Below are 22,030 nucleotides of genomic sequence, written 5' to 3'. Positions count from 1 at the left end.
CCTATCTTAGGACGGGTCACGTATTAGTCGGCTTGTCGGTAACCATCTAAGAAATTACCAATTCGGCCAATCGCTTCGGTGAGGTCTTCTACACGAGGCAAAAACACAATACGGAAGTGGTCGGGACGAGTCCAGTTAAAGCCGGTTCCTTGTACCACTAAGATCTTTTCTTGTTGCAACAGATCCAAAGCAAACTGCTGGTCGTCTTTAATATTGAACTTTTTCACATCTAATTTAGGGAACAGGTACATCGCACCTTGCGGTTTTACGCAGCTCACCCCGGGAATATCATTAAGCAATTGCCAAGCAAGATTACGCTGCTCGTAAAGGCGGCCGCCGGGAACAATTAACTCATTGATACTTTGATAACCCCCTAACGCCGTTTGAATGGCATGTTGTACTGGCACGTTGGCGCATAAACGCATCGAGGCTAGCATGTCTAGGCCGTCGATATAGTCTTTGGCTCGATGTTTAGGGCCACTGACTAACATCCAGCCGGAGCGGAAGCCACACACTCGGTAGGCTTTTGATAAACCGTTAAAGGTCAGCGTGAGTACATCATCAGACAGGGTTGAGAGTGGAATGTGCTGAGCTTCATCGTAAATCACCTTCGAATAGATTTCGTCGGCAAATAAAATTAATTGATGTTGGCGAGCAAGCTCTACCAGTTCAACTAACAACTCTTTGCTGTAAACTGCTCCGGTAGGGTTATTTGGGTTAATCACCACTAAGCCCTTTGTGCGAGGGGTGATTTTGCTGCGAATATCTTCAATGTCGGGAAACCAACCAGCTTGTTCATCACACTCGTAGTGAACAGGGTTACCACCTGAAAGAGTCACGGCAGCAGTCCACAAGGGGTAGTCTGGAGCAGGCACTAGCATTTCATCGCCATTGTTCAACAGTGCTTGCATGGCCATTACAATCAGTTCGCTAACACCGTTGCCTAGATAGATATCTTCTAGCGTAGTGCTACGTAGACCCTGTAATTGATAGTGATGCATCACCGCTTTGCGGGCAGAGAATAAGCCTTTAGAATCGCAGTAACCTTGGGCCGTAGGTAGGTTATGAATAACGTCTACCAAGATTTCTTCTGGTGCTTCAAAGTTAAATTCGGCAGTATTACCGATATTAAGTTTAAGTACACGATGACCGTCTTCTTCAAGACGTTTAGCTTGTTTTAATACTGGACCGCGAATGTCGTAACATACGTTGTCTAGTTTATGTGACTTCTCTATTTGATACATGATGATATGGGGTCCCTTTACAATAATCGTATTAACTTACTTTTTGTGAATGCTTGCAAGTGTTTGCGATGAGTATTTACGATTTTTCTGGTTTTTTATTTGGTCATCTTTAGGATTTTTTACCCCAACTAAGGCGCATTGACCAAACAGGATAAGGTAAACAGACAATGTTAGAACTCAAACACTTAAAAACCCTAAAAGCCTTAAGAGAAAGTGGCTCTTTAGTGGTGGCGGCGCAACGCTTGTGTTTGACCCAGTCAGCTTTATCTCATCAGCTTAAAGAATTGGAACAACGCATCGGCGCCAAGCTGTTTGTACGCAAAACCAAACCGGCTCGTTTTACTATGGCGGGGTTGCGGGTATTGGAGCTGGCGGATCAAGTCTTAGATCAAGTTCAACATACTGAGCGAGAACTAGCTCGCTTGGTTGGCGGCGAGGCGGGGCGTTTGCATTTAGCTATAGAATGCCACAGCTGTTTTAACTGGTTGATGCCGGCCATCGATAATTATCGTGGCTTATGGCCTGATGTGGAATTGGACTTCAGTAGCGGCTTTAGTTTTGAGCCCTTGCCAGAGCTGGCTCAAGGACAGTTAGACTTGGTGATTACCTCTGACCCTCAACCCACCGAAGGGATTGTTTATTCGCCGCTGTTTTCTTATCAGCCTACTTTGGCGCTGAGTCCTAATCACCCCTTAGTGAATAAGACAGTGATTGAAGCCGAGGATTTTGCCAAACAAGTACTCATTTCTTACCCGGTAGATAACCACCGCTTAGACTTATTTAACTTGCTATTAGACCCCGCTGGAGTTGAGCCCTTAGCGATTCGCAAAGTGGATATGACAATAATGATGATGCAGTTGGTATCTAGTGGGCGAGGCGTGGCTGTGCTGCCTAACTGGGCTTTAACGGAATACGTGAACAAGGGCTACATTGTTACCCGTGAATTAGGCGATGGTAATTTGTGGCAGAATCTCTACGCGGCAAGGCACGAAAGTCAGCAAGACAGCCCCTACATTGAGGCCTTCTTAGATATCGCTCGCAAGCATTGCTTTAGCCATCTTGAAGGTATACGGGCGATTAACGAATAATCAGCTTACAGTGGGTCAACTGCCAATAGCTGGTTATCAAACATGTTTTTTATTAGCCCAACAAACTCATCAATGAATTGCTGTTGTTGCTGAGTTGGGCTAGACATCCACACGCCGGATAACACTTGCTCTAAGTCGTTTACAATGGCATCAATTTCTCGAATGACTGTGAAGCGATGCTCACTATCAAGGTGTTCGTGTTGGCGGCAAACTAGCATCACGCTTTCTGATAACTGTTCAGAAACATAATCACAAATGGTTAAAGGATTTTGTTGGGTCTGAGTATGCTCAAACAACGCCAGATTATCAGTTAGAAATCCGATCAGCTGAATGTAACCTTCACTGTCAGTTACCATCGTGCCATGTTCCTCTCTTTGTCTTCATACACTTAGTGTATATCGAATAAAGCCGATTACAACAATCCTCCATCAGATTTGTTAAGCCTTTAGAGGGTTTGTGTGAGTTCGGCTGAATGTAAATAAGCTTGATTGCAGTTTGATGGCAAATATAAGCGCGGATTTGCCCGTTTAAGGTCACGTAAGTGGTATTCAAGTAGCCGCTTATCTAAGGGGCGAGTGCTCTCAGTTTGTTGCAACCATCTAACCAAGTTAGTCGTATTTCTTTGAAATGCTTGCTCTAATTCGGCAATTTGCTGTTTGGTTCTTAGCATCTCCTCAACATCGAGCGGCGAGCGCTGAACCAAATTTATTAAATAGGGCGTGAGTATATGGGCCTGCTTTAGATAGCTGTCTTCCATCGGCACCGGCGATAAATTCAAATGCTGCTGGCGTTCTAGCTGGCCACAAATGTGGTTGGCCTTAACTAATGCAACGGTTTGTTGAATCACCTGATTGGTATCAAAGCCTTCGCCGTACATTTCATGAATGCCGGTAATCAGATCATGCTTGGCTAGGCGCACTTTAGGGAAACTAAGCTGCTTATTGGTGAATAGCCTTACTCGATTGGGTGCAGCGGAGCGAGGTTCAATAATCGCTAGTTGCTGGCCCTTTTGCTGATAATACAGGTTGGCAATGGCTTGCTGTTGTTGGCTAATACTGACTAGCTGGCCGCTAATTTGGCAGCCGAAGGATTTTGGGCGACCACCAATGTGGCTAGCACTCACATATTGATCAGGGTGTTCAGGTAAGGCTTGTATCTCACCTAATTGTCGCTGCATCAAGTGAGTGGCGATCGCGGCTCTGCAAATCGCCGTTTCGGCAATTTCAGGGGGATGAAATACTTTCCAGCCAATCAGAGTGGCAGTAACTAGCAGCAGGCTACAGCTAATCGCTATCAATGGTTGACGTCTAATAATCATTGCTATCCCATAAGGGTAACCAAATACTCAGGTAACTTAGTTATCTGTAGTTAGTGAAAAAACTAAAGGATTTATTGAAAAGTATAGTTGAAACATCCCTGACTAAGGCAGGGATGCAGCTGTTTATTTAGGCAATTTGCCGTTTGAAGGGGGGCAGCTCAGCAAGTTCAATTGTGCCTTTGGGTTTGCTACAACAACTAAGAATTTGTCCCTTAGGGATATTAGCTAAAGGCGCATGACGGTATTCGACTTCGCCTTTTAACAAGGTGGTGCGGCAGGCGCCGCAGACGCCTTCGCGGCAGTGGTATTCAGGCGTAAAACCCGCTTGCTCATAGGCTTCTAGAATGCTTTTGTGGTGGCTGTCCACCACCACTTCAATCCCGCCAGCAATTACCCGGCCTTCGTTATTGGACATTACAGCTCGAAATCCTCGAAATCATCAATGTCGATGTTAGCATCAATTTGTCCCACTAAGTAAGAGCTGATCTCTGCTTCTTGTGGGGCCACCTGCACGTTATCTGAGACTAACCAAGAGTTAATCCATGGGATCGGGTTGCTGTGGTCTTCAAAACAAGGGTGTAGACCTACAGCTTGCATGCGGGTATTGGTGATATATTCAACGTATTGGCAAAGAATGTCTTCGTTTAGACCTATCATGGAGCCATCTTTAAATAGATACTTAGCCCATTCTTTTTCTTGCTCAGCGGCATCGGTAAACATACGCCATGCTTCCACTTCACACTCGGCGGCGACTTCGGCCATTTCTGGGTCATCTTTGCCTTCACGCATGAGGTTAATCATGTGCTGGGTGCCGGTAAGGTGCAGGGCTTCGTCACGCGCAATCAGCTTGATGATTTTAGCATTACCTTCCATCAGTTCACGTTCAGCAAAGGCGAATGAACAGGCAAAGCTCACATAGAAGCGAATAGCCTCTAATACGTTGACTGACATTAAACACAGGTAGAGCTTTTTCTTTAGTTCGCGCACGGTGATGTTATGCAGCTTGCCGTTGATTTCGTGTTGGCCTTCACCATGAATATGGTAAATAGAGGTGGCCTCGATTAAGTCGTCGTAATAAACCGCAATGTCTTTGGCGCGTTTGATGATCTCTTGGTTTTCCATGATATCGTCAAACACCGCCGCAGGATTACCCATTACATTACGAATAATATGAGTGTAAGAGCGCGAGTGAATGGTTTCGCTGAACGACCAGGTTTCGATCCAGGTTTCTAGCTCGGGTAGGCTCACTAGCGGCAACAAGGCCACATTAGGAGAGCGCCCTTGAATACTGTCTAGCAGGGTTTGATATTTTAGATTACTTATAAAAATGTGCTGTTCATGCGGCGGCAATTTATTGTAATCAATGCGGTCTCGGCTCACATCCACTTCTTCGGGACGCCAGAAGAAGCTCAATTGTTTTTCAATTAGTTTTTCAAAAATCTCATGCCGTTGCTGGTCATAACGGGCCACGTTTACCGGCTGACCAAAGAACATCGGTTCTTTGGTGGCGTCGTTGGCATTTTGAGTAAAAATTGAGTAGCTCATCTACATTTTTCCTAAAAATTCATTGTGCGCAGCTGCGCGTAAACATGACTTAAATCTTACAAGCACCGCCGGCGCAATCATCATCTTCTACCACCACAACCGTTTTGTTGTCGTTGTATTGGTCGCTGGCTCCATCACGGGTATTGTGATAGTACAGTGTTTTTACCCCATATTTGTAGGCCGTAAGCAAATCGGCCAACAGCGTTTTCATTGGCACTCGGTTATTCGGGAAGCGGCTAGGGTCATAGTTGGTATTGGCCGAGATACTTTGGTCGACGAACTTCTGCATTAGGCCAACCACCTGTAAATAACCGTTGTTGCTAGGAATATCCCATAACAATTCGTAGTTATCTTTTAAGCGGTCAAATTCGGGTACAACTTGTTTTAAAATGCCGTCTTTACTGGCTTTAACGCTGATGTAACCCCGAGGCGGCTCAATACCATTGGTGGCGTTAGAGATTTGACTCGAGGTTTCTGAAGGCATTAAGGCTGAAAGGGTAGAGTTACGTAAACCGTAAGTCACAATTTCTTGGCGTAGCTCTTCCCAGTCGTAATGCAATGGTTCATCACAAAGCTGATCCAAGGCCTTCTTATAGGTATCAATTGGCAAAATGCCTTGTGAGTAAGTGGTCTCGTTGAACATCGGGCAAGCGCCTTGCTCTTTGGCTAAACGCATCGATGCTTTTAATAACCAGTATTGAATCGCTTCAAAGGTGCGGTGAGTGAGGTTGTTAGCGCTGCCATCACTGTATTTCACTCCGTTTTTAGCTAAATAGTAGGCGTAGTTAATCACACCGATACCTAGAGTACGGCGGCCATCAGAGCCCTTCTTAGCTGCTTTGATGGGATAATCTTGGTAATCCAGTAGGCTATCTAAGGCACGTACCGCTAAGTCTGACAACTCTTCGAGTTCATTTAGATCTTTGATTGCGCCTAGGTTAAAGGCCGACAAAGTACATAGTGCAATTTCACCGTTTTCATCATGAACGTGTTGCAGAGGTTTAGTAGGCAGGGCAATTTCTAAACATAAATTAGATTGACGCACTGGTGCCTGAGCCGGATCAAACGGGCTGTGGGTATTACAATGGTCCACGTTTTGAATGTAAATACGACCGGTTGAGGCTCGCTCTTGCATCAGTGTCGAGAACAAGTCGGCGGCTTTAATCGATTGCTTACGAATACTTGGGTCTTGCTCATATTGTTCGTATAAGCGTTCAAATGTTTCTTGGTCTTCGAAGAAGGCGTCGTATAAGCCTGGAACATCACTGGGTGAGAACAGGGTAATGTTGCCGCCTTTCACTAGGCGTTGGTACATCAACTTGTTGAGCTGAACCCCGTAATCCATGTGACGAACTCGGTTGTCATCAACCCCGCGGTTATTTTTCAATACTAATAGCGATTCCACCTCTAAATGCCAGAAAGGATAGAAAATGGTGGCAGCACCGCCGCGCACGCCGCCTTGAGAACAACACTTAACCGCCGTTTGAAAATACTTATAGAAAGGAATACAGCCGGTGTGGAAGGCTTCACCACCACGGATTTCACTTCCTAGGGCGCGAATTCGGCCAGCGTTAATACCAATACCGGCACGTTGCGATACATAAGTTACAATCGATGAAGCGGTAGCGTTAATCGACTCTAAGCTGTCCCCACATTCAATCAGTACACATGAGCTGAACTGACGTGTTGGGGTACGCACGCCTGACATAATTGGCGTAGGTAAAGAAATTTTGAACTTAGAGGTGGCATCGTAAAAACGACGAATGTATTCCAAACGTACTGATTTGTCGTAGTGAGCAAACAGGCAGGCCGCCACCAAAATGTATAAAAACTGGGCGCTTTCAAAAATTTCACCGGTTACTCGGTTTTGTACTAAGTATTTACCTTCTAATTGCTTCACCGCGGCATAGGAGAAGTCCATATCACGCCAATGGTCGATGAACTCATCCATTTGGGCAAATTCTTCAGGGCTGTAGTCGCGCAACAAGTGCATGTCGTAACGCCCCGCTTCACATTGCTTAACAACGTGGTCGTAAAGCTTGGGTGGCTCAAACTGTCCGTAGGCTTTCTTACGCAGGTGAAAAACCGCTAGTCGTGCAGCTAGGTATTGATAATCAGGGGTTTCTTGAGAGATTAAATCGGCAGCCGATTTAATAATGGTTTCATGAATGTCTTTGGTCGCCATCCCGTTGTAAAACTGAATATGAGATTTTAACTCTACCTGTGATACCGATACGTTCTTCAGGCCTTTTGCTGCCCAGGTTATAACGCGGTGAATTTTGTCCAAATTGATGGCTTCTTGTTTACCGCTGCGTTTGGTTATCAGAAGATCTTTATTCATGAAGGGAGGGCCCTATTATCCTAATTTTGCGACGAAGTATCTAGTGTTGGTGTTTTCACTTACCCACTAGATATAGTGTTTCAAAAAACTATTGATACAAGATAATGAGGTTTTGGCTTTTTCGCAAGGTCTAGCAAAAAGGAAAAATTGTGTATAACTTGAAGATAAGTTAGTTGTGTTAGTGTTCACTAACTTCCTTTGGTTTTACCTGAGAGTACTGAGATGAATGCAAGCGTTTTTTTAAAGAAAAATGAATAAAAATAATTTATTTTTTAAAACTTGAGCTTGCTTACAATTCACTCAACCAAGCTTGAATACTTTGCTGCAACTGCTCGCTTTTAGAGCAATGTAAATCGGCCTGCCACTGCTCGATTTTATCTTGCTCGGACAAATACCCCCACAGTGCCAGCAAGGTTGTCATATTACTATTTCTACCCGCTTCTATATCGCGCTCCGCGTCTCCCACATATAAGCAGTGCTGTGGCGCAATACCAAGTTTTTCACAGGCTAACAACATCGGGGCCGGATCGGGCTTACGCTGCGCTAGGGTATCGCCGCCAATCAATACTGCTGATTGTTCGAATTCGACAAAGTGAGCCAATAAGAGCTTGCTTAAGTGCTCTGGTTTATTGGTCACCACTCCCCAAGGGATTTGTTGCTGATTTAACCACTGTAGCGCTTGGCGTATGCCAGGGAAAAAATCGGTACCTTGGCAGATGTACTGTTGATAATAGTCAAGTAGTTGTTGGCGCAATTGGTTCTGAGCTTGCTCTGCCCAAGCTTCGCCAAATCCTGCTTTTAATAAGCCGATGGCGCCGTGGGAGCTTAGCTGGCGAGCTTGCTCTAGGCTCAGTGGTGCTTGTTGGTGTTGGCTTAATACAAAGTTGGCGGCAGCGCCTAAGTCTGGCGCCGTATCTAGTAGGGTGCCATCTAAATCAAATAAAACGGCGACTTGCTTAGTCATTAAGCCTCCGGTTTCGCCAGTTGCACCATGTAGTTCACATCAACATTGCGGCTGAGGCGGAAGTGTTCAATCACTGGGGTGTATTGTACTCCGCTAATGGATTCGCTGTGCAGCCCCTGCTGGTCGGCCCAAGCGAGCAGTTCTGAGGGACGAATAAACTTATCGTGCTGGTGGGTTCCATTGGGCACTATTTTGAGTAGTTTTTCGGCCGCCAAAATCATATACAAATAGGCTTTTGGGGTGCGGTTGATGGTGGATACAAATAACTTTCCACCGGGTTTAAGCATGCTGGCGCAGGCCGCTATGACCGAGCTAGGGTCGGGCACATGTTCAAGCATTTCCATGCAAGTAATCACATCATAAGCTCGCTGGTGCTCTTCGGCGTGGGCTTCAGCGGTGGTTTGCTGGTAGCTCAATTGAACGCCGCTTTCCAAGGCGTGTAGTTTGGCCACTTGGATTTGCTCTTCGCCCATATCGATAGCGCTGACCGTGGCGCCGCGCTGAGCCATGCTTTCTGCGAGGATCCCGCCACCACAACCTACATCGAGTATGTTTTTGCCAAACAGACCATTAGCGCCGCGCTCAATATAATCTAAACGTAAAGGGTTTATTTGATGCAGGGTTTTGAACTCACCTTGCTTATCCCACCATCGAGAGGCTAAACCGGCAAAATGGGCGATTTCTTGGTGGTCAACATTTTGCGTCGTTGTTGTCGCTTGCATTGGCTTGCTAATCCGCTTCAGTATTTTTAAGCATTATAAGAACTTGAGACGAGCAGTCACTAGCTTTTATCCAATTCTCAGCTTTTTTCATTTTTCTCACTTAAAAGAGCGACATCAAGCCTGTTAAGGGCGTGATTTTATGGTAAAGTTTGCGATTACGCTGAGTAATTGTAAAAAGCAATAAAAACGAAGGATTTTGTCGTCTATGAACGATCTTGCAAAAGAGATTACGCCGGTCAATATCGAGGATGAGCTAAAGAGCTCATATCTTGATTATGCCATGAGCGTTATTGTTGGGCGTGCCTTGCCAGATGTACGTGATGGTTTGAAACCAGTGCATCGCCGGGTGCTTTACGCAATGAACGTATTAGGTAATGACTGGAATAAACCCTATAAAAAATCTGCCCGTGTGGTAGGTGACGTAATTGGTAAATATCACCCTCATGGTGATAGTGCTGTTTACGATACGATTGTTCGTATGGCGCAGCCGTTTTCGCTGCGTTACATGTTGGTAGATGGTCAGGGTAACTTTGGTTCGGTCGATGGCGATTCTGCCGCGGCGATGCGTTATACCGAAATCCGTATGGATAAATTGGCTCACTCTTTGTTGGCTGATTTAGATAAAGAAACAGTTGATTTCGTTCCCAACTACGATGATACCGAACAAATCCCCGAGGTTTTACCGACCCGCATTCCTAACTTGTTGGTGAACGGTTCTTCAGGTATTGCCGTAGGTATGGCAACCAACATTCCACCACATAACTTAAACGAAGTGATCAATGGCTGTTTGGCCATGGTGGAAAATCCAGATATTACGATTGACGAGTTGATGGAATACATTCCCGCACCTGACTTCCCTACTGCGGGTATCATTAATGGTCGGGCAGGCGTAATCCAAGCCTATCGCACTGGTCGCGGTAAAGTTTCCATTCGCGCTAAAGCCGAAGTGGTCACCGAAAACAATGGTAGAGAAACTATCATTGTTCACGAAATTCCTTACCAAGTGAACAAGGCTCGACTAATCGAAAAAATGGCCGAGCTGGTAAAAGATAAGAAATTGGAAGGTATTTCTGCGCTGCGCGATGAGTCTGATAAAGAGGGCATGCGCATAGTTATTGAACTGAAGCGCGATGCAGTGGGTGAGGTGGTGTTAAATAACCTTTACTCACAAACTCAAATGCAGGTGTCTTTCGGTATGAACATGGTGGCTTTAGATAATGGCCAACCTAAAGTGTTCAACCTGCAAGAAATGCTCGAATGCTTTATTCGTCACCGCCGTGAGGTGGTCACTCGTCGTACCGTTTACGAACTACGTAAAGCTCGCGACCGTGCTCACATCCTTGAAGGTTTGGCGATCGCCCTAGCTAACATTGATGAAATCATAGAATTAATTAAGACCTCGCCGACTCCTAGCGAAGCTAAGGCTGCCTTAGTGGCTAAAGGTTGGGACCTAGGTGCAGTGTCAGCGATGTTAGAGCGCGCCGGTGATGATGCGGCTCGTCCAGATTGGTTAGAGCCGGAATTCGGTGTGCGTGAAGGTCAGTATTTCCTAACTGAAATTCAAGCGCAGGCGATTCTGGATTTACGCTTGCACAAGTTAACTGGTCTAGAACACGAAAAAATTATTGGCGAATATAAGGATCTGTTGGAACTTATTGCCGAGTTACTGTACATCTTAAATAATTCTGAACGTTTGATGGAAGTGATTCGTGACGAACTTATAGAAGTGCGTGAGCAGTTTGGTGACGAGCGTCGTACCGAAATTTCAGCCAATAGCGCAGATATTTCTTTAGAAGATCTGATCAACGAAGAAGATGTGGTAGTGACGCTATCCCACGAAGGTTACGCTAAGTATCAGCCGCTGACTGAGTACGAATCTCAACGCCGCGGTGGTAAAGGTAAAGCGGCGACCAAGATGAAGGATGAAGACTTCATCGAGAAATTATTGGTGGCCAATACCCATGATACCGTGTTGTGTTTCTCAACAGTGGGTAAAGTTTACTGGTTGAAAGTGTATCAATTGCCGTTAGCCAGCCGTCAGGCACGTGGTAAGCCAATTGTTAACTTGCTGCCGCTTAGCGATGACGAGCGTATCACCGCTATCTTGCCGGTACGTGAGTACCAAGAAGATAAATTTGTGCTATTTGCTACTGCCAACGGTACAGTGAAGAAAACACCACTCACTGCCTTTAAACGTCCATTGTCTAGCGGTATTCGTGCGATTAACTTGCACGATGACGATAGCCTGATTGGTGTTGATATTACCGACGGAAACAGCGAAATTATGTTGTTCTCTGACGCTGGTAAGGTAGTACGTTTCAACGAGAAACAACGCGACAGCGAAACGGGTGCGGTGAAGCTTGATCCAGAAACGGGTGAAGAGCTACTGGCACTGCGTCCAATGGGACGTACCGCTGCCGGGGTGCGTGGTATCTCTCTTGAAGAAGGCCAAAAAGTTGTATCGCTGATTGTTCCTGTGGGGGATGGCGACATTCTTACTGCTACCGAAAATGGTTACGGTAAACGTACTAGTTTGGCAGAATACCCAGCTAAGAGTCGTGCAACCAAAGGCGTGGTGTCCATAAAAGTGAGCGAGCGTAACGGCCTTGTGGTGGGAGCCATTCAGGTAACTGAAGCGCAGGAGATGATGCTCATCACTAATGGCGGCACCTTGGTGCGGACTCGAGTTAACGAAGTGTCACTGGTGGGACGTAATACCCAAGGTGTGAGATTAATTCGTACCGCTGAAGATGAAAAAGTGGTTGGGCTTCAGCGGATTGAAGAAATTGAAGACGATGAACTCGACGATATTGATGAAACTAACAACCCTGAGGGTGCTGTTCAGCCTGAGGCACCAGAGACTGGTGGTGACGTTGATAGCGACCAAGACGCGTAGTTTTCTCTAAGGTAAACAACGGGCGGCTTTTAGCCGCTCGTTTTAGTTTTAAAACAAGACGTGAACCACTAAAGTGGTCGAACACAACATAGTAGTAAGAGATTTATGATGGATAAAATCTATAATTTTTGTGCGGGTCCAGCGATGTTGCCTGAAGCAGTGATGCAACAAGCGCAAGCTGAGTTTTGTAATTGGCAAGATTTGGGTGTGTCGGTGATGGAAGTGAGCCATCGCGGCAAGGAATACATCGCCATGGCGGCGCAAGCCGAGCAAGATTTACGTGATTTATTGGCGATTCCAGATAATTATAAAGTGTTGTTTTGTCAGGGCGGAGGTCGTGGGCAATTTGCCGCTGCGCCACTTAATTTATTAGGAGACAAACAATCCATCAGCTACATCACTACTGGCCAATGGTCTAAGAGTGCAGTAGCAGAAGGTGAGAAGCACGCTAAAGCGCATGTCTTTGATGCCATCACTCAAAACGAACAGGGCCAATTTTTGGTGAAGCCCAGCCAACAATGGCAAATCGACCAAGATTCGGCCTACCTACATTACTGCCCCAATGAAACCATTGAAGGTATCGCCATTGATGAGATCCCAGAAGTGGGCGACATGGTATTAGTGGCCGATTTCTCATCCACCATTTTGTCGCAGCCTATCGATGTGAGTAAGTTTGGGGTGATTTATGCCGGGGCACAAAAGAACATTGGTCCATCGGGTTTGGCCATTGCCATTGTCCGTGAGGACTTGTTAGGTAAGGCTCATCCTTTAACGCCAAATATCTTTAACTATGAGATATTAGCGGGTAGCGACTCAATGTTTAATACGCCGCCTACCTATTCTTGGTACTTGGCTGGCCTGGTATTCAAGTGGCTGAAGGCCCAAGGAGGCCTAAGCGCGATGGCGCAGAAAAACACTGCTAAAGCTGAGCTTTTGTACTCATTTATTGATAACAGCGACTTCTACCAAAACAACGTTGCACCGCAAAACCGTTCTAAAATGAACGTGCCATTCCAACTCGCTAACGAGCAATTAGATGCGGCCTTCCTTGCCGAGTCTGCCGCTGCGGGTTTACTTACTTTGAAAGGCCATCGTTTGGTTGGCGGGATGCGCGCTAGTATTTATAACGCAATGCCGATTGAAGGGGTGCAAGCTCTGGTTGATTTTATGGCTGATTTTGCCAAGCGTAACAGCTAGTTGAGGCAAAGTTGTCCGCGTTTTTTGCGGCTTAGCTGTATTGGCTAAGCGCAAAAAACAACAGTTATTTCAGCCGTTAGCCTTTGAGTTAGCGAGCATTAATTAAAGATTTGGATCCATGGAACAATTAACTTTACAGCCGATTTCGCGCATCAATGGTGAAATTAATTTGCCAGGCTCAAAAAGCGTGTCTAACCGGGCCTTGTTGCTAGCGGCTCTAGCAGAAGGCGAAACGGTATTAAGCAACCTGTTAGACAGTGACGATATTCGTCATATGTTAAATGCACTTAAAAAACTGGGTGTGGATTATCAGCTATCTGATGATCGAAGCCGCTGCCGCGTTAATGGTTTAGGTCGTGCCTTTGTTCTCGAACAGGCCGAAGAGTTATTTTTAGGTAACGCAGGAACCGCTATGCGCCCCTTGTGCGCTGCCTTATGCTTGAGTCAGGGTGAGTTTACTTTAACCGGCGAGCCGCGCATGGAAGAGCGCCCGATCGGTGCTTTAGTTGATGCGCTTCGCCAAGTTGGCGCCGATGTCAGTTACCTAAAGAATGAAGGTTATCCGCCGCTGGCGATTAAAGGCACTGGCCTACAGGGCGGAAAAGTTGCTATAGATGGTTCGGTATCTAGCCAGTTTTTAACTGCCTTTTTGATGGCCGCGCCTTACGCACAACAAGATGTTGAAATCAGCATCATTGGTGATTTGGTGTCTAAACCTTATATCGACATTACCTTGAAGATGATGGCCGCCTTTGGTGTTGAAGTTGAGAATCATAACTACCAACGCTTTGTGGTGAAAGGCCAACAAGTTTATCGTGCTGCTGGCGAATTTTTGGTGGAAGGTGACGCCTCGTCTGCCTCCTACTTCCTTGCTGCCGGCGCCATCAAGGGTGGCGAAGTCAAAGTCACCGGCGTAGGCAAAAAATCGATGCAAGGTGATGTGTTATTTGCCGATGTATTAGCGGCGATGGGCGCAGACATAGAGTGGGGGGATGATTACATTATTGCCCGCAGCGGAGAGTTAAGCGCAGTGGATATGGACATGAATCATATTCCAGATGCGGCGATGACTATTGCTACCACGGCTTTATTCGCCAAAGGCACAACCGCTATTCGCAATGTTTATAACTGGCGGGTAAAAGAGACCGACCGTTTAGCTGCGATGGCCACTGAACTAAGAAAAGTGGGCGCGACGGTGAATGAAGGACATGACTTTATTGAAGTCACTCCACCAGCCCAGCTTAAACATGCGGCGATTGATACTTACGACGATCACCGTATGGCTATGTGCTTTTCATTAGTGGCGCTGAGTGATACGCCGGTCACCATTAATGACCCCAAGTGTACCTCAAAAACGTTTCCTGATTATTTTGAGCGCTTGCAACAACTTAGTGAATAAAACTGTCGAAAATCATCGACAACTTCGCTAGTCTGTAAAGAGTCGTTTCTACGACTCTTTTTTTACACCCGTACTTTAAGCCTAGAAAGCTAGGTTATAAATAAATAGGCAAAAAGCCATACAATAAAGTGCGGACAAACGGTAATAGAACTATGAATGTTTACACTGCACGGCAGGCGATTCTCGATCGTCGTCAGCGGGTAGTCGCCTACGAGCTGCTATTTAGAGACGGGCCCGAAAACGTCTACCCCGATGTGGATCCGCATGAAGCCACATCTAAACTTATTATTCGTACCCAATTAAATGAAGGTATTTTAGCGGTTACTCAGGGCAAACCTGCGCTCATTAATTTCCCAGAACAAAGTCTGTATTCTGATATGGTTCACTTGCTGCCGAATAAGCAGGTGGTCATAGAAATATTAGAAAACATAGAGCCTAGTGAAAAGCTTTATCAACGTTGCAAATCCTTATTTCATCGTGGCTATCGTTTGGCCTTTGATGATTTTGTTTATAAGCCGGAGTGGCAGACCTATTTAAAGTTTGTTCGCTTGATTAAGGTGGATATTCAACGTACGCCCTTTGAGCAGTTAGCGCCATTGTTTGAGGCAGTTAAACAGCGCAAAAATATTAAGTTACTAGCGGAAAAAATAGAAACTCAGCAAGAGTATCAACAGGCCAAAGAGCTAGGGTTCAATTTTTTTCAGGGCTTTTACTTTTGTAAGCCTGAAATGCAAAAAACAAAAGATATAGATGCCAGTTATTTGATGATTTCGCGGCTTTTTTATGCAGCCACCCGCGAGGATGTTAATGTTAATGAAGTTGTCAGGTATTTTGAGCGAGATACTGCTTTAACCTACAAGTTATTGCGCTTTGTTAATTCTGGCAATTTGCCGATTGTTGAAGACATAGCTTCGATTAAACAGGCCGTAGTCTATATTGGCAATCAGCAATTGCGTAAGCTGGTGGCGTTACTAGCAACCGCCATGACCGTGAGTCATAAGCCACGAGAACTCGTGAGAATATCAGTTCATCGAGCCCGCTTTTGCGAGTTAGTGGCAATGAGGAAGTCTCCTGCAATGAGAGAAATGGCCTTTCTTTGCGGACTATTCTCACTGCTAGATGCGATTCTAGATAAGCCACTTGAACAACTGCTTTATAGCCTGCCATTGGAGCAAGAAATTCGCGATGCTTTATGCAGTGAGCAACCTTCAATGTTACGCCTAATGCTAATGACAATTAAGTCTTATGAAGAAGGGCATTGGTATAATACGGAACGCCTTGCCGAGCAGTTACGCATGGATTATACCCAAGTTGAACAACTGAATTTGCAGGCCTTACTTTGGAGTGAACAGTACCAGTCTTTAGTGGTCTAACGACCTTCGCAGACCCTGATGAATCATGTTTTATGAGCTTTATAGTAATTTGTGACTTAGGCGGCTATTTGCTCCGTTTTAATCCTTGTTAAGTGGTGTTGGTATCAATTATTTTAAGACTGATTTTGGTATGCTGTTGCCACAATATGAGCTTGGCGCATTGAACGCCGAGTCGTAAAACAAGTCTATGCAAGTTGTCGGGAGCAAAAAGAGTTTGTGGTTAAGCGTCGTTAAATATTTAACGTTGCTAATGGTGGCGTATTGCTGGTCGTTAGGCGTTAATGCTTATGTGGTCAACGCAAGCGAATATCAATGGCTAGAAGAACACCCTCGTATTCGTGTGGCGGTGGTTGCCGACCGTATGCCTTTGGAAGCAGTTGACGCAAATGGTATTCCCATTGGTTACGCCATCGAAACGCTTGAGCAACTGGCTTTTCAAACCCGTTTAAAACTCGACTACCATATTTACGCCTCTATCTCTGAAGCGATTGTTGCTCTGCAAACAAAACAAGTTGATATGTTGAGCAGTGCTACTACCCACCATCGTTTAAGCCCTTTTGTTAATTACAGTCTGTTGAGTAAAGAGCAGCCATTAGCTTTGTATTACTCCTTAGATCATGTGCGTTACGCTGATATGCAGCAATTACAAGGTAAACCGGTTGCTGTTGTGGCGGGAAGTAGTGCCCATGAGCGCTTACTCAGTCACTATTCAGAAGTAACTGCTTTAGCCTTTCCTCATTTAGCCGCAGCCATGGCCGCTGTTAATCAGCAACAAGCGGTAGGGTTTTTGGCGGGGACGGATGAGGCTGCCGCATTACTCAGAGCCCAGCCGTTGTTACATTTTCAACCCGCTTTTCAATTAACTGAAGGTATTGGGCATCAGTTTGCCATTCGAGAAGACTGGCAACCTTTAGTGGATTTATTAAATCGCGGTTTAGTCTCTATCGATACCGAACGTAGTGAGCAACGCTATAGCTACTGGCAAAGTTATGCGGCGAGTGGGTCTTCTATTTCTGTTTCTTTGTGGTGGTTAATGATGTTGCTATTGTTAGCCGCGATTGCTGGATCTGCCGCCGTGTTAATTAGAAATAGATTTGCTAAAGCCAAGCTGCATTTACATCAGCTGCGTGAGCAATTGGACTACTGGAAAAATCATGACCCAGTAACCGGCTTACCAAATCGACGCCATATTACTCGTATGCTCAGCAGTTGGTTAGACGATGCGGTGCCGTTATCGGTACTCATGTTTGACTTCCCAAGACAAAACGAGGTTTTTGAGAACTTTGGCCAGCGCTTGGGTGAAGTCACTAAAGAAGCCTACGCGAAACGTGTGCAAAAAGGCTTATGTAGTCGTTATCCGGAAGCCCAATTAGCTTATTGGTATCATCACTATTTCGTGGTGGTGGTGCCAAATATTAACAACGAAAAAGACGTAGTTGATATTGCTAAACAAATTGTTCAGTACTGTCGTGGTTGGCTGCGTTTAGAGCAATTGCAGTTATTAACTCGCTGTCATGTGGGTTATTGTACTTATCACCCGCAACGTGAAGCTCTGCACAGTGATACCTTGTTGGCAAATACCTTTACGGCGCTCAATCATGCGGTGAAAATGGGAGTTAATATTTGCCGTTATAGCCCCGATTTGAGTCAGGCTGGTTTAGTCAAGTTAACGTTGGAATCGAAGCTACGTAAGGCTATTGGCAATAATGAATTAGAGCTGTTTTTCCAACCGCAGTTTTGCTTACAAACCAACAAGATTGTTGGCGCAGAAGTCCTGTTACGCTGGTTTACTAAAGAGGGCGCGATTTCACCAGAAGAATTTGTGCCAGTAGCTGAAGAAACCGGCCTAGTATTGCAATTGGATAAATGGGTGTTTCAAAGCGCCATGCGCTTTTTGGCCCGCCATGCCAGCCAGTTGCCCAAAGACTTCAAATTGGCGGTAAACTTCTCCGCCACTACCGTTTCCTTGGGGCACGCCGAAAAAATTGCCATTGCTTATGCGCGCCAGTGGCAGGTTAACCCGCAACGAGTCTGCATCGAGATTACCGAGTCGGCGATGATGGAACAACCAGCAGAGGCAAAAGCCAGCATACAACGTTTACGTGATGCCGGTTTTGGTATTGCCATTGATGACTTTGGCACTGGTTATTCGTCAATGGCTTACTTGAAACACCTTCCAGTAACTGTGCTGAAAATTGACCGCGCCTTCGTCAGTGGTATGGAAGATAATTTGTCCGATCAACACATTGTTAAAGCCATGGTGATGATCGCCCGCAGTATGAAGTACCAAGTCCTTATCGAGGGCATCGAAACCCAGACTCAGGCGAATTTAGCCTCGGTGATGGGCTGTGAGCAAGCACAGGGCTTTTTCTTCTCACGTCCTTTACCTCAAGCTGATTTTGTTAACAGTCATTTGCTCAAACCTCCAGCAAAAGAGAAGTTGCGTTTAGTGGTTAGTTAATCTTGGCGCGGCTTTTGCTTTTCCTCGTATATCTTAAACACAATGCCATTTATCTGGCGCCAGAGGAAAATCATGAGAGTAGATTCGAGCCCACTATTTAGCGAACTGCAATCAATGGCCGGTGAAATGAAAACAGGCGGGATTGCTAATGATATTGCACCAGCCAATAACCCACTCGGTAGTTCCTCTGTTAACAGCGATTTCGGTGATTTGCTGAAAGATGCCATCAACAATGTAAATGGTCTGCAATCCAATGCCAATGATTTACGCACCCGTTTTGATTTGGGTGACCGTAGTGTAGGCATTGGTGATGTGATGATAGCTGCGCAAAAATCTAGCGTAGCCTTTGATGCAACGGTTCAAGTAAGAAATAAGCTAGTAGAAGCTTATAAAGAAATTATGTCCATGCCGGTTTAATTTGGCTAGGAGAAGATTGTGGCGAGCGAAGGAAGTAACGCAATGAGTCAGGAACAAGCACTGCTAAGTTCAAACAATGACGGTGATAGCTTGGAAGCAACAGAGCAGCAAAGCTCAGCGCTTTCGTTCTTGAGCAATGGTGACGTGCTTCGTCAAATCATTATGATTTTGGCACTGGCCATTTGCTTGGCTATGGCGGTATTTTTGCTGATGTGGGCCAAAGAACCAGAAATGCGCCCATTAGGTACCATGACCACGCCAGAATTAGTGGAAACTCTGGACTTTCTCGACGCGCAAAAAATTCCCTACACCATCGAAGGCAATACTATATTGGTTAATGCCGAACGCTATCAGGATATTAAATTACAGCTGCGTCGCTCTGGCTTAACTGATGCTCCACCAGCAGGTGAGCAAATTCTGCTCAACGATATGGGCTTTGGTGTTAGTCAGCGCTTAGAGGGCGAACGTCTTAAACTCAGTCGCGAGCGCCAATTGGCGACGGCGATTGAGCAAATGAAATCAATCAGTAAAGCTCAAGTATTGCTCGCTATTCCGAAGAGCAATGTGTTTGCTCGTCGTGAACAACAACCCTCGGCCACAGTGGTGGTGCAGTTAAGGTCTAGCAACGGTTTACAGCAAGAAGAGATCGATTCGATAGTTGACATTGTTGCCTCGGCGGTTCAGGGCTTGGTGCCAACTCGAGTGACGGTCACTGATCAACATGGGCGTTTATTAAACTCTGGCAGCCAAGATCCGCTATCTTCTCGCACCCGTAAAGAATTTGAAATGGAGCGTAAGCGCGAAGAAGAGTACAAAGACAAGATCGACGCCATCATGATCCCCATCGTGGGCGTGGGCAACTATACTGCCGAAGTCGATGTGACGCTTGATTTCACTGCGGTTGAGCAAACCCAAAAACGCTTTAATCCTGATCTTCCAGCTGTACGCAGTGAATATACCATTGAAGACAATAATGTGGGGGCGGGCGCCATAGGTATACCAGGCGCGTTAACTAATCAGCCGCCACTACCCGCTGAAATACCAGAGCAAGCCGGAGGCGCAACAACCCAAGCTCAATCGGGTAGTAGCCGCTAGGAAGCCACGCGAAATTACGAATTAGACACCACTATTAGTCATACCCGCTCGCAGGTTGGGGTAGTTAGACGTTTAAGCGTATCGGTAGCGCTAGATTACAACAGTCAAGTTTCTGACGCGGGTGAAACTAGCCGCGAACCTCGTTCAGCCGAAGAGCTAGCCAACATTCGTCGTTTATTGCAGGGCGGTGTGGGCTTTAACTTAAGCCGTGGCGATACTTTAGAAGTAGTCAGTGTGCCATTTTCTCGCCCTGAGTTGATGACTGAAGCGGATTTACCTATCTGGGAGCAAGCTTGGTTCTGGCGTGCTATGCGTATCGCCGGTAGCGTCTTGGTTCTCATTGTGCTGATTGTGGCGGTAGTGCGGCCTATGCTCAATCGTATCCTATCTTCGGGTGAAGAGAATGAACACACCGAGACCGATTTGGATGCAGCCTTGGCCGCTTATGAAAATGACGATGATCTGCAGCTCATTTCAGCCGATAATTCAGAAATTGATTTTGGCATTCGCGATGGTCAGCTTAAACTGCCAGACTTACATAAAGATGAAGATATGCTTAAAGCTGTGCGTGCCTTGGTGGCTAACGAACCAGACCTTGCAGCCATGGTAATCAAAGATTGGGTAATTAACGATGCCAAATGAAGATAATGTAAATCCAGAGGAAGTCCTCGCGGAAATGAGCGGCATTGAGCGCGCAGCCATCTTGATGCTAAGCCTCAACGAAGAAGATGCCGCTACCATCTTTCGTCATTTAGAACCTAAGCAGGTTCAGCGCTTAGGGATGGCGATGGCTTCTTTGGAAGACTTTTCTCATGAACGGGTGGTGGCGGTACACCGTCTGTTTATCGATGATATTCAAAAATACACCAATATTGGTATTGGTAGTGAAGACTTCGTGCGTAAGGCCTTAACCGCAGCCTTGGGTGAAGACCGGGCTTCTAGCTTGGTTGACCAAATTATTATGGGTAGCGGCGCTAAAGGTTTGGATTCATTAAAATGGATGGATGCACGCCAAGTTGCCAATATTATTCAAAACGAGCACCCACAAATTCAAACCATTGTTTTGTCTTATCTGGAAGCCGAGCAATCCGCCGAAATCTTGTCGCAATTTGCCGAGAAAGTTCGTCTCGATTTAATGATGCGGATTGCCAATTTGGAAGAAGTTCAGCCTGCGGCATTGACCGAATTGAACGAAATCATGGAGAAACAGTTTGCGGGTCAAGCCGGCGCACAAGCAGCCAAGATGGGCGGCCTGAAAGCGGCAGCCAATATCATGAACTTCCTCGATACCAATATGGAAGGCATGTTGATGGACTCTATCCGCGAAAGCGACGAGGAAATGGCGCAGCAAATCCAAGACTTGATGTTTGTATTCGAAAATCTTATCGACATCGACGACCGTGGTATTCAAACCTTGCTGCGTGATGTCCCTGGTGAGTTACTACAAAAAGCACTCAAAGGTGCCGACGATACCTTGAAAGATAAGATCTTCAACAATATGTCGAAACGCGCTGCTGAGATGCTCAAAGATGACCTTGAAGCCATGGGCCCAATTAAAGTTAGTGAAGTTGAAACCGCACAGAAAGAAATTCTATCAATTGCTCGTCGCTTGTCCGAAGCGGGCGAAATTATGATTGGCGGCGGCGGCGGCGATGAGTTCTTATAAGCATGAGTGAGCAAGATAAACCCGACGAGCAACAAAAAGCCGCGAAAGCGGCTGACAACGCCGATAATGACTTGATGGACGAAGACGATATTGCGGCACTATTAGAGCAAAATCAGTCTACGCCTAGTGATTCTGCTCAAGCTGCGGCATCGCAAGCTCAAGAGCAAAGCGATATCGACGATATTTTGGCCGACGCGCAGCCGCCGTCATCTTCAACAGAGGCTGCAATGGGTGAGCAAGCCAAGCAAGAGCCGCAAGATATTAGTTGGCCCTTGCCTGATTTTACTGAGCCTCAGGATAAACA

General features: G+C 45.9%; 17 protein-coding genes and 1 pseudogene. 10 read left to right on the top strand and 8 right to left on the bottom strand.

Annotated elements, in window-relative coordinates:
* Positions 1-23 precede the first annotated feature (23 nt).
* Positions 24-1,244: a pyridoxal phosphate-dependent aminotransferase gene (locus ACQY6Q_RS02920; protein WP_427977664.1), complete on the bottom strand. Its 1,221-nt coding sequence runs from the start codon at positions 1,242-1,244 to the stop codon at positions 24-26.
* A 167-nt stretch (positions 1,245-1,411) separates the two neighbouring features.
* Here ACQY6Q_RS02920 and ACQY6Q_RS02915 point away from each other — a divergent pair, with 167 nt between their 5' ends.
* Positions 1,412-2,332 carry a LysR substrate-binding domain-containing protein gene (locus ACQY6Q_RS02915; protein ID WP_427977661.1) on the top strand — a complete coding sequence of 307 codons (921 nt, stop codon included), beginning with the start codon at positions 1,412-1,414 and terminating at the stop codon, positions 2,330-2,332.
* Positions 2,333-2,337: 5 nt separating this feature from the next.
* Here ACQY6Q_RS02915 and ACQY6Q_RS02910 read toward each other — a convergent pair whose 3' ends face one another.
* The 7 genes from ACQY6Q_RS02910 to ubiG all read right to left on the bottom strand — a co-directional run bounded on the left by ACQY6Q_RS02910 (position 2,338) and on the right by ubiG (position 9,222).
* On the bottom strand, positions 2,338-2,688 hold the full coding sequence (locus tag ACQY6Q_RS02910; RefSeq protein WP_055732223.1) for a DUF3802 family protein: 351 nt from the start codon (positions 2,686-2,688) through the stop codon (positions 2,338-2,340).
* Between the two features lie 89 nt (positions 2,689-2,777).
* Positions 2,778-3,650: a hypothetical protein gene (locus ACQY6Q_RS02905; RefSeq protein WP_427977659.1), complete on the bottom strand. Its 873-nt coding sequence runs from the start codon at positions 3,648-3,650 to the stop codon at positions 2,778-2,780.
* A gap of 127 nt (positions 3,651-3,777) precedes the next feature.
* Positions 3,778-4,065, bottom strand: a complete 288-nt coding sequence (gene yfaE, locus ACQY6Q_RS02900) for a class I ribonucleotide reductase maintenance protein YfaE (protein ID WP_427977657.1) — start codon at positions 4,063-4,065, stop codon at positions 3,778-3,780.
* Positions 4,065-5,195 (bottom strand): class Ia ribonucleoside-diphosphate reductase subunit beta, encoded by a 1,131-nt coding sequence (nrdB, locus tag ACQY6Q_RS02895; RefSeq protein ID WP_055732220.1) that lies wholly within the window; start codon positions 5,193-5,195, stop codon positions 4,065-4,067. Before nrdB ends, yfaE begins: the two co-directional genes overlap by 1 nt.
* Positions 5,196-5,244: 49 nt before the next feature.
* Entirely contained in the window at positions 5,245-7,536 is a 2,292-nt protein-coding gene (gene nrdA / locus ACQY6Q_RS02890; protein WP_427977655.1) for a class 1a ribonucleoside-diphosphate reductase subunit alpha, read from the bottom strand.
* Positions 7,537-7,825: 289 nt separating this feature from the next.
* Complete coding sequence (gene gph / locus ACQY6Q_RS02885; RefSeq protein ID WP_427977653.1) at positions 7,826-8,500, bottom strand: phosphoglycolate phosphatase; 675 nt, start codon at positions 8,498-8,500, stop codon at positions 7,826-7,828.
* A complete protein-coding gene (ubiG, locus tag ACQY6Q_RS02880) occupies positions 8,500-9,222 on the bottom strand; it encodes a bifunctional 2-polyprenyl-6-hydroxyphenol methylase/3-demethylubiquinol 3-O-methyltransferase UbiG (protein ID WP_427977650.1) in 723 nt (240 codons plus the stop codon). Before ubiG ends, gph begins: the two co-directional genes overlap by 1 nt.
* 205 nt (positions 9,223-9,427) lie before the next feature.
* Here ubiG and gyrA point away from each other — a divergent pair, with 205 nt between their 5' ends.
* From gyrA to ACQY6Q_RS02835, 9 genes and pseudogenes are all read left to right on the top strand, one after another.
* Positions 9,428-12,118: a DNA topoisomerase (ATP-hydrolyzing) subunit A gene (gene gyrA, locus ACQY6Q_RS02875; protein WP_427977648.1), complete on the top strand. Its 2,691-nt coding sequence runs from the start codon at positions 9,428-9,430 to the stop codon at positions 12,116-12,118.
* A 108-nt stretch (positions 12,119-12,226) separates the two neighbouring features.
* The gene (serC, locus tag ACQY6Q_RS02870; protein WP_427977706.1) at positions 12,227-13,315 is read left to right on the top strand and encodes a 3-phosphoserine/phosphohydroxythreonine transaminase; all 1,089 of its coding nucleotides are present in this window, start codon (positions 12,227-12,229) and stop codon (positions 13,313-13,315) included.
* Between the two features lie 118 nt (positions 13,316-13,433).
* Positions 13,434-14,714: a 3-phosphoshikimate 1-carboxyvinyltransferase gene (gene aroA, locus ACQY6Q_RS02865; RefSeq protein WP_427977646.1), complete on the top strand. Its 1,281-nt coding sequence runs from the start codon at positions 13,434-13,436 to the stop codon at positions 14,712-14,714.
* A gap of 152 nt (positions 14,715-14,866) precedes the next feature.
* The gene (locus ACQY6Q_RS02860) at positions 14,867-16,087 is read left to right on the top strand and encodes an EAL and HDOD domain-containing protein (RefSeq protein WP_427977643.1); all 1,221 of its coding nucleotides are present in this window, start codon (positions 14,867-14,869) and stop codon (positions 16,085-16,087) included.
* Positions 16,088-16,274: 187 nt separating this feature from the next.
* Positions 16,275-18,548: a putative bifunctional diguanylate cyclase/phosphodiesterase gene (locus ACQY6Q_RS02855; protein ID WP_427977641.1), complete on the top strand. Its 2,274-nt coding sequence runs from the start codon at positions 16,275-16,277 to the stop codon at positions 18,546-18,548.
* A 72-nt stretch (positions 18,549-18,620) separates the two neighbouring features.
* Entirely contained in the window at positions 18,621-18,965 is a 345-nt protein-coding gene (gene fliE / locus ACQY6Q_RS02850) for a flagellar hook-basal body complex protein FliE (protein ID WP_427977637.1), read from the top strand.
* Between the two features lie 42 nt (positions 18,966-19,007).
* A pseudogene (gene fliF / locus ACQY6Q_RS02845) lies at positions 19,008-20,702 on the top strand (flagellar basal-body MS-ring/collar protein FliF).
* Positions 20,692-21,726 (top strand): flagellar motor switch protein FliG, encoded by a 1,035-nt coding sequence (fliG, locus tag ACQY6Q_RS02840; protein ID WP_427977634.1) that lies wholly within the window; start codon positions 20,692-20,694, stop codon positions 21,724-21,726. The pseudogene fliF and the gene fliG overlap by 11 nt, the downstream one beginning before the upstream one ends.
* A 2-nt stretch (positions 21,727-21,728) precedes the next feature.
* Positions 21,729-22,030: hypothetical protein (locus ACQY6Q_RS02835; protein ID WP_427977631.1), on the top strand; the 302-nt coding region annotated here is incomplete at its 3' end.

Origin of the sequence: Agarivorans sp. (genome assembly GCF_050295395.1) — a bacterium.
Lineage (GTDB): Bacteria > Pseudomonadota > Gammaproteobacteria > Enterobacterales > Celerinatantimonadaceae > Agarivorans.
The sequence above is the reverse complement of the archived record's forward strand: the minus strand, read 5'-3'. Positions and strand labels throughout refer to the sequence as shown.

Coding starts and splice junctions, on each gene's coding strand:
- ACQY6Q_RS02920 (WP_427977664.1), bottom strand. CDS start 1,244: ATGTATCAAATAGAGAAGTCACATAAACTAGACAACGTATGTTACGAC.
- ACQY6Q_RS02915 (WP_427977661.1), top strand. CDS start 1,412: ATGTTAGAACTCAAACACTTAAAAACCCTAAAAGCCTTAAGAGAAAGT.
- ACQY6Q_RS02910 (WP_055732223.1), bottom strand. CDS start 2,688: ATGGTAACTGACAGTGAAGGTTACATTCAGCTGATCGGATTTCTAACT.
- ACQY6Q_RS02905 (WP_427977659.1), bottom strand. CDS start 3,650: ATGATTATTAGACGTCAACCATTGATAGCGATTAGCTGTAGCCTGCTG.
- yfaE (WP_427977657.1), bottom strand. CDS start 4,065: ATGTCCAATAACGAAGGCCGGGTAATTGCTGGCGGGATTGAAGTGGTG.
- nrdB (WP_055732220.1), bottom strand. CDS start 5,195: ATGAGCTACTCAATTTTTACTCAAAATGCCAACGACGCCACCAAAGAA.
- nrdA (WP_427977655.1), bottom strand. CDS start 7,536: ATGAATAAAGATCTTCTGATAACCAAACGCAGCGGTAAACAAGAAGCC.
- gph (WP_427977653.1), bottom strand. CDS start 8,500: ATGACTAAGCAAGTCGCCGTTTTATTTGATTTAGATGGCACCCTACTA.
- ubiG (WP_427977650.1), bottom strand. CDS start 9,222: ATGCAAGCGACAACAACGACGCAAAATGTTGACCACCAAGAAATCGCC.
- gyrA (WP_427977648.1), top strand. CDS start 9,428: ATGAACGATCTTGCAAAAGAGATTACGCCGGTCAATATCGAGGATGAG.
- serC (WP_427977706.1), top strand. CDS start 12,227: ATGGATAAAATCTATAATTTTTGTGCGGGTCCAGCGATGTTGCCTGAA.
- aroA (WP_427977646.1), top strand. CDS start 13,434: ATGGAACAATTAACTTTACAGCCGATTTCGCGCATCAATGGTGAAATT.
- ACQY6Q_RS02860 (WP_427977643.1), top strand. CDS start 14,867: ATGAATGTTTACACTGCACGGCAGGCGATTCTCGATCGTCGTCAGCGG.
- ACQY6Q_RS02855 (WP_427977641.1), top strand. CDS start 16,275: ATGCAAGTTGTCGGGAGCAAAAAGAGTTTGTGGTTAAGCGTCGTTAAA.
- fliE (WP_427977637.1), top strand. CDS start 18,621: ATGAGAGTAGATTCGAGCCCACTATTTAGCGAACTGCAATCAATGGCC.
- fliG (WP_427977634.1), top strand. CDS start 20,692: ATGCCAAATGAAGATAATGTAAATCCAGAGGAAGTCCTCGCGGAAATG.